Source organism: Streptomyces sp. NPDC055099 (assembly GCF_053607685.1).
Genome location: NZ_JBSGUA010000005.1, coordinates 278,006 through 290,074 on the forward strand (window position 1 = coordinate 278,006; position 12,069 = coordinate 290,074).

The 12,069-nt window shown below is 68.4% G+C and carries 13 protein-coding genes and 2 pseudogenes; 7 read left to right on the plus strand and 8 right to left on the minus strand.

The genetic code is table 11. The features are described from left to right. Positions 1-25 precede the first annotated feature (25 nt). Positions 26-943 carry a helix-turn-helix domain-containing protein gene (locus tag ACWFRU_RS15760; protein ID WP_453687221.1) on the minus strand — a complete coding sequence of 306 codons (918 nt, stop codon included), beginning with the start codon at positions 941-943 and terminating at the stop codon, positions 26-28. 118 nt (positions 944-1,061) lie between these two features. Between ACWFRU_RS15760 and ACWFRU_RS15765 the strand changes: the two genes are divergently transcribed. The 3 genes from ACWFRU_RS15765 (at position 1,062) to ACWFRU_RS15775 (ending at position 3,156) form a co-directional block, all read left to right on the plus strand. Then, positions 1,062-2,120 (plus strand): NAD(P)-dependent alcohol dehydrogenase, encoded by a 1,059-nt coding sequence (locus tag ACWFRU_RS15765; RefSeq protein WP_453687223.1) that lies wholly within the window; start codon positions 1,062-1,064, stop codon positions 2,118-2,120. Between the two features lie 171 nt (positions 2,121-2,291). Continuing rightward, on the plus strand, positions 2,292-2,630 hold the full coding sequence (locus ACWFRU_RS15770) for a DUF1330 domain-containing protein (RefSeq protein ID WP_453687225.1): 339 nt from the start codon (positions 2,292-2,294) through the stop codon (positions 2,628-2,630). Positions 2,631-2,769: 139 nt separating this feature from the next. After that, positions 2,770-3,156: a VOC family protein gene (locus tag ACWFRU_RS15775; protein ID WP_453687227.1), complete on the plus strand. Its 387-nt coding sequence runs from the start codon at positions 2,770-2,772 to the stop codon at positions 3,154-3,156. Here the strand turns inward: ACWFRU_RS15775 and ACWFRU_RS15780 are convergent. Continuing rightward, a complete protein-coding gene (locus tag ACWFRU_RS15780) occupies positions 3,153-3,956 on the minus strand; it encodes an alpha/beta fold hydrolase (protein ID WP_453687229.1) in 804 nt (267 codons plus the stop codon). The genes ACWFRU_RS15775 and ACWFRU_RS15780 overlap by 4 nt on opposite strands. Positions 3,957-4,023: 67 nt before the next feature. Here ACWFRU_RS15780 and ACWFRU_RS15785 point away from each other — a divergent pair, with 67 nt between their 5' ends. Then, entirely contained in the window at positions 4,024-4,959 is a 936-nt protein-coding gene (locus tag ACWFRU_RS15785) for an aminoglycoside phosphotransferase family protein (protein ID WP_453687231.1), read from the plus strand. A gap of 65 nt (positions 4,960-5,024) precedes the next feature. Continuing rightward, positions 5,025-5,441 (plus strand): helix-turn-helix domain-containing protein, encoded by a 417-nt coding sequence (locus ACWFRU_RS15790; protein WP_453687233.1) that lies wholly within the window; start codon positions 5,025-5,027, stop codon positions 5,439-5,441. A 24-nt stretch (positions 5,442-5,465) separates the two neighbouring features. Here ACWFRU_RS15790 and ACWFRU_RS15795 read toward each other — a convergent pair whose 3' ends face one another. The 3 genes and pseudogenes from ACWFRU_RS15795 to ACWFRU_RS15805 form a co-directional block, all read right to left on the minus strand. After that, complete coding sequence (locus tag ACWFRU_RS15795) at positions 5,466-6,074, minus strand: ClpP family protease (protein WP_453687235.1); 609 nt, start codon at positions 6,072-6,074, stop codon at positions 5,466-5,468. A gap of 5 nt (positions 6,075-6,079) precedes the next feature. Further along, positions 6,080-6,721 (minus strand): ATP-dependent Clp protease proteolytic subunit, encoded by a 642-nt coding sequence (locus ACWFRU_RS15800; protein ID WP_453687237.1) that lies wholly within the window; start codon positions 6,719-6,721, stop codon positions 6,080-6,082. Positions 6,722-6,868: 147 nt separating this feature from the next. After that, positions 6,869-7,015 (minus strand): annotated as a pseudogene (locus ACWFRU_RS15805) (peptide-methionine (S)-S-oxide reductase MsrA); the annotation flags it as partial. A 47-nt stretch (positions 7,016-7,062) separates the two neighbouring features. Between ACWFRU_RS15805 and ACWFRU_RS15810 the strand changes: the two are divergent. Further along, on the plus strand, positions 7,063-7,389 hold the full coding sequence (locus tag ACWFRU_RS15810) for a recombinase family protein (RefSeq protein ID WP_453687239.1): 327 nt from the start codon (positions 7,063-7,065) through the stop codon (positions 7,387-7,389). Beyond that, the gene (locus ACWFRU_RS15815; RefSeq protein WP_453687241.1) at positions 7,377-8,549 is read left to right on the plus strand and encodes a recombinase family protein; all 1,173 of its coding nucleotides are present in this window, start codon (positions 7,377-7,379) and stop codon (positions 8,547-8,549) included. The genes ACWFRU_RS15810 and ACWFRU_RS15815 overlap by 13 nt, the downstream gene beginning before the upstream one ends. Positions 8,550-8,769: 220 nt before the next feature. Here ACWFRU_RS15815 and ACWFRU_RS15820 read toward each other — a convergent pair. The 3 genes and pseudogenes from ACWFRU_RS15820 to ACWFRU_RS15830 form a co-directional block, all read right to left on the minus strand. Further along, positions 8,770-10,260 (minus strand): annotated as a pseudogene (locus ACWFRU_RS15820) (replication initiator). A gap of 1,009 nt (positions 10,261-11,269) precedes the next feature. Then, positions 11,270-11,536, minus strand: a complete 267-nt coding sequence (locus ACWFRU_RS15825) for a DUF7848 domain-containing protein (RefSeq protein ID WP_453687243.1) — start codon at positions 11,534-11,536, stop codon at positions 11,270-11,272. Next, positions 11,533-11,880: a hypothetical protein gene (locus ACWFRU_RS15830; protein WP_453687245.1), complete on the minus strand. Its 348-nt coding sequence runs from the start codon at positions 11,878-11,880 to the stop codon at positions 11,533-11,535. The genes ACWFRU_RS15825 and ACWFRU_RS15830 overlap by 4 nt, the downstream gene beginning before the upstream one ends. Positions 11,881-12,069 lie beyond the last annotated feature (189 nt).

The following is a 12,069-nucleotide window of genomic DNA, read 5'->3' on the forward strand; positions in this document are numbered from 1 at the left end:
CGGCAGGCGTCCCGGGGGAGGTGGGCTACTGCTCCGTGCCCGGGACGCCCGCCGCACCGGTACGCGTCGCGTCCGCGCCCCAGCTGGCCAGCAGCCGCAGCGCCTCCGCCGACGCCGAGTCCGGCTCCGCGTGGTACGTCATCAGTGACTGATCGTGGTCGTCGGGCAGCCGCAGCGTCTCGAACGACAACGTCAGATCGCCCACCAGGGAGTGGTGCAGGCGCTTGACGCCGTGCCCCTTCTCCCGCACGTCATGCGTGGCCCACAGGCTCCGGAACTCCTCGCTCTTCACGGAGAGCTCACCGACCAGGGCCGAGAGCAGCGGGTCGTTCGGATAGCAGCCCGCGTCCATCCGCAGATAGCTCACGATGTCCGACGCCTTCTGCTCCCAGTCCCGGAACAGGACGCGCGACTCCGGCCGCAGAAAACAGATCCGCGCCCAGTTCCGCTCCTCCGGCGCCAGCGCGCCCCAGTCGCCGAAGAGCGCGGCGGCCATGCGGTTCCAGCCGAGGATGTCCGTGCGGCGCCCGGCCACATACGCGGGGATGCCCTCCATCGTGTCCATGAGCTGGAGCAGCGCCGGACGTACGCGCTGCGGGCGCACCGCGCGCTTCTTCTTGTGCTGCGTCGGCTTGGCCAAGTGCGTCAGATGGGCGTGCTCGGCGTCCGTGAGGCGCAGGGCGCGCGCGATCGCGTCCAGCACCTCGCCCGACACATTGCGGCCGTTGCCCTGCTCAAGACGGGTGTAATACGCCACGGACACCCCCGCGAGCTGCGCCAGCTCCTCGCGGCGCAGCCCCGGCACCCGCCGGTGACGCCCGAAGTTCGGCAGGCCGACGTCCTCCGGCTGCAGCCGGGCCCTGCGGGTGCGCAGGAACTCGCTGAGCTCGGCCCGGCCGTCGAGGGGCTCGGGGGCGGGGGAGTGCGCGGCCTGATCGTCCATGCTTCCCAGTATCAGGGCTCGCGGGCGCGGCAGCCTGTCCCCGCCAGTAGTAGGACCACTGGACGTAGGCAGAGCTGTGACCTGGGTAGATGTCCACATGGCTGGCACGGTTGATGGCATGACCGCACAGACCAGCACCACCACCGTTTCCGCTTACGCCGCCCCGTCCGCCAAGGCCCCCCTGGAGCGGACCACCATCCCGCGCCGCCCGGTGGGCGAGACCGACGTGCTGATCGAGATCAAGTACGCCGGCATCTGCCACTCGGACATCCACCAGGCCCGCGACGGCTGGGGTGAGGGCATCTTCCCGATGGTCCCGGGCCACGAGATCGCCGGTGTCGTCACCGAGGTCGGCTCCGCCGTCACCAAGTTCGCCGCAGGCGACCGCGTCGGCGTCGGCTGCATGGTCGACTCCTGCCGCGAGTGCGATAACTGCCGGGCGGGCCTCGAGCAGTACTGCGTCAAGGGCAACGTCCAGACGTACAACGCCCTCGGCAAGGACGGCGAGCCGACCTACGGCGGCTACTCCACCCACGTGGTCGTCGACGAGGCCTTCACCCTCCGCATCCCCGACGGCCTCTCCCTCGACGTCGCCGCGCCCCTGCTGTGTGCGGGCATCACCACGTACTCCCCGCTCCACCGCTGGAACGCGGGCCCCGGCAAGAAGATCGCCGTCGTGGGCCTGGGCGGTCTCGGTCACATGGCCGTCAAGATCGCGCACGCCATGGGCGCCGAGGTCACCGTCCTCTCGCAGTCCCTGCGCAAGAAGGACGACGGCCTGCGCCTGGGCGCCGACCACTACTACGCGACCAGCGACGAGGCCACCTTCGATGAGCTCGCGGGCTCCTTCGACGTGATCCTCTCGACGGTCTCCGCGCCGCTGCCGCTGGACAAGTACCTGGGCCTGCTGCGCTCCGAGGGTGCCTTCGTGAACGTCGGCGCCCCCGAGGAGCCGGTCTCGCTCAACCTGTTCTCCGTGATCGGCGGCGGCAAGACCCTCGCGGGCTCCATGATCGGCGGCATCCGGGAGACCCAGGAGATGCTGGACTTCTGCGCCGAGCACGGCCTGGGCTCGGAGATCGAGCTGATCGAGGCGAGCCAGATCAACGAGGCGTACGAGCGTGTCCTCGCCAGCGACGTGCGCTACCGCTTCGTGATCGACGCGGCCACGATCTGAGGCGGTGACGCGGGCGTCGACACGGGCGTCGACATGCGCGTGACGCGGGCCGGGGCATTACCTCGGGCGTAATCGACGGCGTAGGCGGGTCCCGGCAGGATCGGAGCATCAAATCCGCAGGATCCGAACGATCCGCACGATCCCCAGGGAAACGACGTCCGGGAGGACCCCATGAGCGCCTACGCCATCGCCCATCTCCGGCCCACCGCCGAGCCCGGCGAGGACGTCTTCACCTACATCGAGCGGTTCCAGTCGACACTGGACCCCTTCGACGGCCGATTCCTGGTCCACGGCGGCCAGTTGGACGAGGTCGAAGGCTCCTGGCCGGGCTACGCCGTCGTCATCGCCTTCCCGGACCGCGCCACCGCCCACGCCTGGTACGAGTCCGACGCGTACCAGGAGCTCGTGCCGCTGCGCACCCGCACCATCGTGGGCGAGGTCATCATCGTCGACGGCGTGGCGCCCGACTACGACCCGGCGGACATGGCGGCCCGGATGCGCGGCGCGTGACCGGAATTCGCCTCGGCCCATTGCCCTAGGACGCATTGCGCACCAGGTGGGGGGTCGTGTGACCGATGCGGGGCGCGGGGCCCGTGCCTAGTGTGAAGGGCGTCCACGGGGGCCCAGACGCACGGGAAGAGGTCACACGATGTCCATCGAGCTCAACCACACCATCGTCACGGCGACGGACAAGAAGGCGTCCGCCCAGTTCCTCGCCGACATCCTGGGCCTCAAGGTCAGCCCGCAGTACGGCCCGTTCATCCCCGTCGAGATCCCCAACGGCGTGACGCTGGACTACGTGGACAGCGACGGCCGGCCGATCACCCCCCAGCACTACGCTTTCCTGGTCTCCGAGGACGAGTTCGACACCATCTTCGGGCGCATCAAGGATGCGGGGCTCACCCACTGGGCCGATCCGTACCACAAGGTCGTGAACGAGATCAACAATAACGACGGTGGCCGGGGCGTCTATTGGGATGACCCGGACGGCCACAGCCTGGAGATCCTCACGAGGCCGTACGGCAGCGGAAGTTAAGCCCGCTCCTCCGACAGGAAGCCGAGTACGAGCGGCGTCGCGACCTCCGCGAACTCCTCGAAGTACGCATGCCGCGCACCGGAGATGAGCCGCATCCGAGCCCCGCGGATGCGCTCTGTGAGCAGGGGCGCGTTGGCGGCCGGATTGAAGAGGTCATCGGTGCCGTGCACGACGAGCGTCGGCGCCGTGATCCGCGCCAGCGCTTCCCAGGCGTCGTGCCGGGCGCTGGCCCGCAGATGGCGCCGGCGGGCATGCGGGGGCATGTCCGGGTCGCCGAGGGTGTGGAACAAGGCCTTCCCGGGCCCGCGCTCCCGCTCGGCGATCCAGCCCGGGGTGTACATCAGCTCCTTCAGGGCGCGGTGCGCGGCCGCCGGATCGCCCTGGGTGAGGGCCGCGCGCACCTCGGGCCCGCGCTCGACGCCGTGCGGCGCCCCCGGCGACGTACAGCCGAGGACGAGCCGGTCGACCCGCTCGGGGTGATCGGCGGCGATCCACTGGGCCACGCGGCCGCCCATCGACGTGCCGTACACATGGGCGCGCTCGATGCCCGCGTGGTCGAGCACGGCGACGACGTCGCGGGCGAAGCCGGGCGTGCTGTAGCTGTCGGTGTCGGGGCAGCCGCTTTCGCCGGTGCCGCGCCAGTCGAGTACGACGGTCCGGTACGCGGCGGCGAAGTCGTCCCGCACCGGGTCCCACCAGCGGCGGCTGTTGGACTGCCCGCTGAGCAGGACCAGGGGGCGGCCGGAGCCGTGGACCTCGTAGTGCAGGGCGGTGCCGTCGGCGGCTTCAGCGAGGGGCATGGGGTGAACGGTAGCCACCGGCCGCCCTCGGCCTCCCCGCCGGGGCGGCAGGCCCTAGGGTGCCTGGATGACCGGGACATCCATCGAGGTACCAGAGGACTTCGCGCTCGGCACGGTTCAGCGGGAGGGCGAGCGGGGCCGGGCGTGGCTCGCGACGCTGCCGGGTCTGGCCGTCGACCTGCTCCGGCGCTGGGACTGCGAGCCGACCGAGGCGGCCACGCACGGGCAGGTCGGCATCGTCGTCCCCGTGAGACGGCGGTACGACGGGACGCCCGCCGTCCTGAAGATCTCCTTCCCGCACCCCGGCAACGCGCACGAGCCGGACGCCTTCGCGGTCTGGTCGGGCCGGGGCGCGGTCCGCCTGTACGAGCGGGACGACGCACGGTTCGCGATGCTCCTCGAGCGGGCGGGAGCGAAGGCCGGGGCAGCAGGCGTGGGTTCGCTGGCCGACGTCGAGGACACCGACGAAGCGGTGGCCGTCGCCGGGCGCCTGGCGCGCCGCCTCGCCGTCCCCGCCCCCGCTGGGCTGCCGCGCATGAGCTCGCTCGTGGCCGAGTGGGAGTGCGAACTGCGTGACGAGGACCGGGAGTTGGGTTCGCCGTTGCCCGCGCGCGTGGTGGCCGCGGCGATCGAGACCGTACGGGACCTCGGCGGGGACCAGCCGGACACCCTGATCCACGGCGACCTGCACTTCACCAACGTACTGAGGTCGGAACGCGAGCCCTGGCTGGCCATCGACCCCAAGGGCTACGTCGGCGACCCCGCGTACGACTCGATCACCCTGCTGCGCTCCCGCTTCGAACCCCTGCTCACCGCACCCGATCCGCGCGCCGCCGCCCTGCGCCGCCTCGCCGTCTTCGCCGACGCGGCGGAGGTGGACCGCGAACGGGCCAGGCGGTGGGCGCAGGCGCGGGCGGTGACGGCCGCGCACTGGGGGCTGCGGCACGGGGACCCCGCGTGGGTGATCAAGGCCACGGAGGCGCTCGCGGAAGCCTTGACGTGAGGCGTTCGCCGGGGGCGGAACGCTGATCGCTGCCCCGGAGGCCAGGTGGCTTCTACGCTGGGAGGGTGAGCAGCCAAGAGCGTTCCCACAGCCCGGAGCAGGCCCCGAATACGGAGCGGCAGGCCCGCGTCATTCCGTTGCGCCCACGGACAACTCCCGTACCACCGGCGGCGAAAGAGCCCCTGTGGCGGGACGTGGTCGGTGATGTGCTGCGCCGCGAGCGCCTCGCCCAGGAGCGGACGCTCAAGGATGTCGCCGAGGCGGCCCGCATCTCGATGCCGTACCTCTCCGAGCTGGAGCGCGGCCGCAAGGAGGCTTCATCCGAGGTCCTCGCGGCCGGCGCCCGGGCACTGGGCCTGAGCCTGGCGGACCTACTCTCCCTGGCCCAGACCGAGTTGACCCGCTACACGCAGCGCTCGCAGCACGCGCAGCGCACGCGGTCGACGCGCCCGAGCCAGGGAGACATCCGCCTGGCAGCGTAGGTATGGCCAGGGATAGGGCCAGGGCTATGCGGCGGAGGCGAGCATCCGCCGACTGAGGACCTCGTCGGCCAGCCCGTACGCCACCGCGTCCTCGGCGGTGAACACCTTGTCGCGGTCCATGTCCGCGCGCAGAGTGGCGACATCGTGCCCCGAGTGCCGGGACAGCACGTCCTCCACCTGCGAGCGGATGCGCAGCATCTCCTTGGCCTGGAGACTGAGGTCGGAGACCGTCCCCTGCTGCCCGCCGCTCGCGGGCTGCCCGAGCAGGACGCGCGCGTGCTCGAGCACGAATCGCCGCCCGGGGTCGCCGCCCGCGAGCAGCACGGCGGCGGTGGAGGCGGCCTGCCCGACGCAGAACGTCGAGATCGGGGCGCTGATGAAGCTCATGGTGTCGTAGATGGCCATGAGTGAAGTGAAGGAACCACCGGGCGAGTTGATGTAGACGGCGATCTCACGCTCGGGGTTCGACGATTCGAGATGGAGCAACTGCGCGATGACGACATTGGCCACGCCGTCGTCGATCTCGGTGCCGAGGAAGATGATCCGCTCCGAGAGCAGCCTGCTGAAGACGTCGTAGGCGCGCTCTCCCTGGGGGGTGCGCTCGACGACGGTGGGAATCGTGTACTGGCTCATGTCGGTCAGACCCCCAGTCCCATGCGCGGCTTGGAGGCCGCGGGCCGCACGTCGGCGAGCGAGTCGAGCACCTGGTCGACCATCCCGTACTCCTTGGCCTGCTCGGCGGTGAACCACCGGTCGCGGTCGCCGTCACGCGAGATGACGTCCTCGGTCTGCCCGGTGTGCTCGGCGGTGATCCGCTCCACGGACTTCTTCGTGAACTCCAGGTTCTCGGCCTGGATCGCGATGTCGGCGGTGGTCCCGCCGATGCCCGCGGACGGCTGGTGCATCATGATCCGCGCGTTGGGCAGGGCGTACCGCTTGCCGGCGGTGCCGACGGTCAGCAGGAACTGCCCCATGCTGGCGGCGAACCCCATGGCCAGGGTCGACACGTCGTTCGGGATCAGCCGCATGGTGTCGTAGATGGCGAGCCCGGCGGTGACGGAACCGCCGGGGCTGTTGATGTAGAGACTGATGTCGGTCCGCGGGTCCTCGGCGGACAGCAACAGCATCTGCGCGCACACGCGATTCGCGGAAACCTCGTCGACCTGCGTTCCGAGGAAGATGATCCGCTGGGTCAGCAACTGCGCGGCAAGATGATCGTCGAACCGCGACGAGGGCGTCTCGCCCTCGGCGGCGTGCGGGGCCTTGACGATGGGTGGCATCGATCGTCCTCCAGACGGTGGAAGCGGCACACCTGCCGGCCGCTGTCGTGTCCCACCACCTTCGACCGGCCACCCACGCCACGTAAGACTTCTTGGCCTGCGGCAGATTCGCTGACGGCAGAGGGCCGCCGCGGGACGATGACCGCGTCAGCCGTCCGAAGGTGCCGGAGCGATCCCCGTGGGGCAAGCCCGGCCCCAGTTTGTTTCTGAGGGGCTGTCCAGTTGCAGGCCCGTGCCGCCGATGCCGCAGTAGCCGTCGGGGTTCTTGTCCAGGTACTGCTGGTGGTAACTCTGCTTTTCGGGCAGTATTAGAACTGCCCGACAGGCAGGGGGAGTTCGACATGATCAAAGGCGATCAGTTAGTCCCGGTGGTGGCCTACGCGAGGATCTCGGCTGACCTGGAGAGGGACGGCCACGGGGTCGAGGACCAGCACAACGTCAACGACGAGACTGCGGCAGCGCTCGGCCTGAGGATCGTTCACTACTACACAGACAACGATCTCTCGGCAGCGAAGGCCAATGTCGTACGGCCGGACTTCGAAGGGATGTTGAAGGCCCTCAAGGCCGGACAGCTCCCGGACGGCCAAAGGTACGTGGGGCGATCGTCGTCGCGGATGACCGACTGGTGCGGCGAGTCGGCGACTACGAACGGTTCGTGGACGCTTTGACGTATGAGGACGGACGGGTCTACGCGGACGCCAAGGGGCTCAAGGACCTCTACAACGAAGACGTCGAGTCCATGGGGTTGTTCGGCGTCGTCATCGCGAAGGCGGAAGTGCGCAAGATCAAGCGGCGCACGCGTCGCTCGCACCGTCGTCGCGCCGAGCAAGGCATTCCCGTTGGCGGTACGCGGCCGTTCGGCTGGAAGGCTGACAAGCGGACACTTGAGCCGCAGGAAGCCGGGCTGCTGGCTAAAGCGGCGCGCGAAGTGATCGCGGGGAAGTCGCTCCACTCCATCCTTGCTGAGTGGAGTGACGAGGGGGTGCGGACTGTTCACGGGAATGTGTGGCGCAGTCGATCACTCAAACTCTCCCTCTGGAACCCTCGATTGTGTGGATGGCGAAGGCACAACGGAGACTTGGTCAGGGATGCTGGTGGTGTCCCAGTGGTCGGGCAGTGGGAACCCATCATCACGCCGAAAGAATGGATGGCCATTGATGCCCTCTTTTCCGCTCGGCTTGGTGCCAATATCAAGGCCGATGGCACAGTCACTGACTACCGGACTCCGTCACATCTTCTGACTGGGATTCTCCGATGCGGAAAGCCGAAGGCTGACGGGCAGATCTGTAACGCTTCCTTGAGGGTGAGCACCCGGGCGGATCTATCGGGTGGATACCTCTACCAGTGCCCGAGCCGATCCATGGGCGGTTGTGGTGGCAGTGCCCGTAACGGAACCAAGGTGGATAAGTACATCACGGAGGCTGTACTCGCGAAGCTGGAGGAGCGTGCGGCCGTCAAGAGCGAGACGGACTCCGTGTGGGGCGGAGAGGGCGAGCTCAACCGGCTGATGGCCAAGCAGCGAAAGATGTTGCAGGCGTGGCAGGAGGACCAGATTTCCGATGAGCTGTTCTTCCCTGAGAACCACAAGATGGAGTCCCGTATCAAGGATCTGCGCAAGGAGCGCACGCAGCACGCCTTGCGTGTTCAGCGGGCTTCGGTGGTGACTGAGGACGTACGACAGCAGTGGGAGTCAGGCAGGCTCGATATGGCGCAAAAGCGTGCACTCATTCGTGAGGCGCTGCATGCGGTGATCGTCCGTCCCGTAGGTGGCGGAGGCAGGCGCCCGTTCAATCCTGATCTACTCGACTGTAAGTGGACCGAGGGTTAGATCCACATGCGAATGGAGGGGGCGCGAGTCTTGGCGCCCCCTCCATCTTTCATTCAGCCGAGTCGGCGTGGCCGATGGCCCTTGTTGTGGATTCTCTTTCCGTCACGTTCGTCGATGAGGTCGACGCCGAGAATGGTCGATATGCGATGCCAACGCTCCTCGCTCCAAGCTGGTGCTTTGGCCGCTTGCGCCTTACCCCATTCCCGAGGGCTCAGGTGAGTCATTCTCGCCACCCCGACCCCTCACAGAGCTGATCCTCCCGTGCTTCCCGAGCCAGTTGCCGGGACTCCGCGAGATCTTCGGCGATGCCTGCCGCGAAGAGGGCAGCGCCCGGGGTGTAACCGGAGCCGGAGTAGCGCCAGGCGGATTCCTTGATCAGATTGGGATCGTCGTCTTGCCCGGGACCGCCGCGGGCGTAGTCGGCCCGTTCCTCGCGCAGGGCCGCGTACGTGGTCGAGTACCGGCGGGACTTGGTCAGGATGTGCCCCCGGAAGCCGAGCGCATGAGCACACGCACGCAGCCGCAGGGGTGCCAGTTCCACCAGGCCGCCCAAGCGCCAGCAGGTGCCCATCAGAGCCCGGATGTGAGGCGGAACGACCGCAGCCCGGATGTCCGCCAGACTCCACACGGCGTGATCAAGTCCGGCCCCGGTGTCGGCGGCGCCCTTGGATACGTACTTGGCTACGTAGGCGGCCACCGCGTCATCGCTAACGCCGTCGTCATCGCCGAACCCGTGAATCGGCCGCACATCCAACTGCGCTCCAAGCGAGACCATTTCAGCCCCGTAGGCCCCCGACTCGGGGAGTCGCACACTGGCCGTGGAGGCAGCCGACCGAACGGCATCTGTCAGCAGTTCGCCCGTGGCCCATTCCGGGGGCGGATCACCGGGACCGCTCGGGCCGTCGAGGCGGACAACGGCATGGAAGTGCACCGCCGCCCGCTTCTGATACTCGGCGACCTTCGCGAACGACACCACCAGGTGCTCACCCAGACGCGAGCGGGGTACCCCGCCAGCCGATGCCAAGAAGCGGCGCACGCCTGTGGTGAACCGGTCCCATAGCCGCCCCGCGTGCGCATGCCACAGCACGTGCCCCGCGTAGTCGTAGCAGTCCGCACACAGCGGCCGACCCGTCAGTGGATCGTCATCGTCGTGCACGCGGGCGCAGCCCAGCCGCCGCCCGTGCTCACACCGAGGATCGTCCCGACGAGGACGGCACCGCTCCCCCTCGCGATGCACCGGCCCGAACGAAGGTGCGGTCAGGGTGACGAACAGGCGGGGCCGTTCCCTGACTTGAGCGGGCACACTCTTGCCGCCAAGCAGACCGGAGCGCACCAGGTGGAAGGTGTCCCCGGAGTGTTAATAGGAGCACGGCGCGCAGACCGAGGAACGCCGGTTGCGGCAGCGCACGGCCAGCCTTTCGCCGGGCTCACCGGCCGTCGAGTAGGCAGAGACCGCCTCGCCAGTCAGGGCGTCCCACGTGGTGGTGGAGCCGGACAGGTGGACCGGATGAGCACAGCCACCGATAGCCGTGATCTGCTCTAACCAGCGGGAGAACAGTGGATCGCTGACAATTCTTATGACGTCACGGTTCTCCTCTGAGAGGGCTTGTGTTCGTTCTTGCTCCAGCACCGCAGTACGTTCCTGCGGGATGGACGTCGATGTGGACAGACGGGTATTGCGTGTGGTGCTGGCGTCGAATTCGGCAGACATGACGCGGCCTCCAAAGCCGGAAGTCGGGAAGTAGGTTGCGTTTATCCATGAGCGGTCCTCTCCTCTGCGCTAACAGGGCGCTTTGATCACAGGCGCCCAGTTCAGGCGCGTTCAACTTGCCTTTTCATTCTACGAGTTGGGACTGACAACGACCCCTGGATATTGGCCCGGAAGAAGCTCAGGGAGGACGCCCCAGCGGCGTGAATCCCGCGCCGAAGCCGGAGGCTCGCGCCCCATCAGCTCGTGCCGCACCCGGGCTGAGTGCTGCCCGGACGCCCCGCGTTTGGACTCAGCGGGGCAGAGGTGGCGGAGATTGTCTTCACTTACTCAAGGGCGCGCCTGCGGCGCGCCGGGCGGCTTCGGCCGTACCGGCCGGGCGTGCGGCCTTCGGCCGTTCCCGTCCGGACGGCCACCGCCCGGCGACCGCAGGCAACCCCGTGACGTGGACAGCAACCGCATCCCTGCCGCTGTCCAACCTGGTGACCGGGAGCGACAGCCCAAGGGCGGACGACTTGAGAGCGTGAGCCCTCTCCTCGCGCGGAATCCCGCACGAGGCGACCCCAGAGCTCGCCCGCGCAGCAACCGAGGTCCACCCAGGTCCTGGCCGGGGCCGACCGCCTTCGAGGCTTTAGGCAGCCGCCATGGGGCGAGCCTCGCAGAACAGGGGGCCGATCGGGCCATTGCGGGCAGGCTCCAAGAGACTGCCCGATTCGCTGGCGAGCGTAAGGCCCCCTGTTCACTCGCCCCATGGCAGCTCCCGCCCAAAGCCTCTACGGCCGGCGGCGCGATCGCCGCGCACCATTACCCCAGCTCAGGCCCACGCCCTGATGAGGTAGGAACGCCCGCCGACGCACCGGGCGCGACACGGTCCCGGCTCTCCCACAGGCAAGAGAGAACCGGGGCCGCAGCGGCAGACCGGGGGAACTAGCGCCCACCGCTCTCCCCTTCCAGGCCAGGGGAGCCAACGGGCGGAACTGACGGAGTGAGGCCACGCCAGCCCCGCCCTGCTCTACGTCAGCGTGTCCGCTGCACCCACCGCAGGATCAGTGATCGTTGCTCCGAAGAACTGAAATGCTGTCAGCTCATAGCCGGTATGGCGCGTCATGCCCGCGTGCCTGAGGCACCACAACTGCGCCTCGTCTGGATCAGTCGAATCCACCGAGTGCTCACTACAGACGAGGCACTTACCTACGTGCCGCACGGCTGTCCCAGGCATGGCCGCCAGCGTCCATTCGAGCGGCACGAAACGGCCCCGTGGCAAGCTGCCCTCACTCACCCGGACGCCCCCGCCGGAAGCTGCGGATCGTCGTCGTCCTCGTAGCTGTCGTCCACATCGGATTGATCGAAAGCGGACAAGCGATCTCCCCGGCTCTCCGCAATCCGGTGGACCTCCCGAAGCGACTCGGTCAACCGGGCGGCCACGAAGCGGAGTTCCTCAGGTGTGGCCTTGCGGTCAGCGAGCGTGTCCGCCGCATGCCCGAGCAGATCAGCCGCCATGCCCAGCTGGACGCTCTCGATGTTGTCGGCCATCCGCGCCATGAAGCCCGTACCCGGACCCACGAGAACGCAAGGGTTCCCCTCCAGCGTTGACCACGGCAGCACCCGTGTCTGATCCTTCATGCCGTCACCTCCGCCCATAGATCAGTCGGAGCCGGAGGGCGGCCCACAGGAAAGGAGCGGATGACGCCAGCTCGCCGACTGGGTGGCACCCCGGAGGGGGAAGAAGAGCCCGTAACGACGGCTTTGCGACCCGGGCGACACAGTGCGGCATGTTGACGCTCCTCATTAGCGTTGACCATGCCCCGGGGC

Coding starts and splice junctions, on each gene's coding strand:
- ACWFRU_RS15780 (WP_453687229.1), bottom strand. CDS start 3,956: ATGCCCCTCGCTGAAGCCGCCGACGGCACCGCCCTGCACTACGAGGTC.
- ACWFRU_RS15765 (WP_453687223.1), top strand. CDS start 1,062: ATGACCGCACAGACCAGCACCACCACCGTTTCCGCTTACGCCGCCCCG.
- ACWFRU_RS15830 (WP_453687245.1), bottom strand. CDS start 11,880: ATGAAGGATCAGACACGGGTGCTGCCGTGGTCAACGCTGGAGGGGAAC.
- ACWFRU_RS15800 (WP_453687237.1), bottom strand. CDS start 6,721: ATGCCACCCATCGTCAAGGCCCCGCACGCCGCCGAGGGCGAGACGCCC.
- ACWFRU_RS15810 (WP_453687239.1), top strand. CDS start 7,063: ATGATCAAAGGCGATCAGTTAGTCCCGGTGGTGGCCTACGCGAGGATC.
- ACWFRU_RS15785 (WP_453687231.1), top strand. CDS start 4,024: ATGACCGGGACATCCATCGAGGTACCAGAGGACTTCGCGCTCGGCACG.
- ACWFRU_RS15770 (WP_453687225.1), top strand. CDS start 2,292: ATGAGCGCCTACGCCATCGCCCATCTCCGGCCCACCGCCGAGCCCGGC.
- ACWFRU_RS15760 (WP_453687221.1), bottom strand. CDS start 943: ATGGACGATCAGGCCGCGCACTCCCCCGCCCCCGAGCCCCTCGACGGC.
- ACWFRU_RS15795 (WP_453687235.1), bottom strand. CDS start 6,074: ATGAGCCAGTACACGATTCCCACCGTCGTCGAGCGCACCCCCCAGGGA.
- ACWFRU_RS15775 (WP_453687227.1), top strand. CDS start 2,770: ATGTCCATCGAGCTCAACCACACCATCGTCACGGCGACGGACAAGAAG.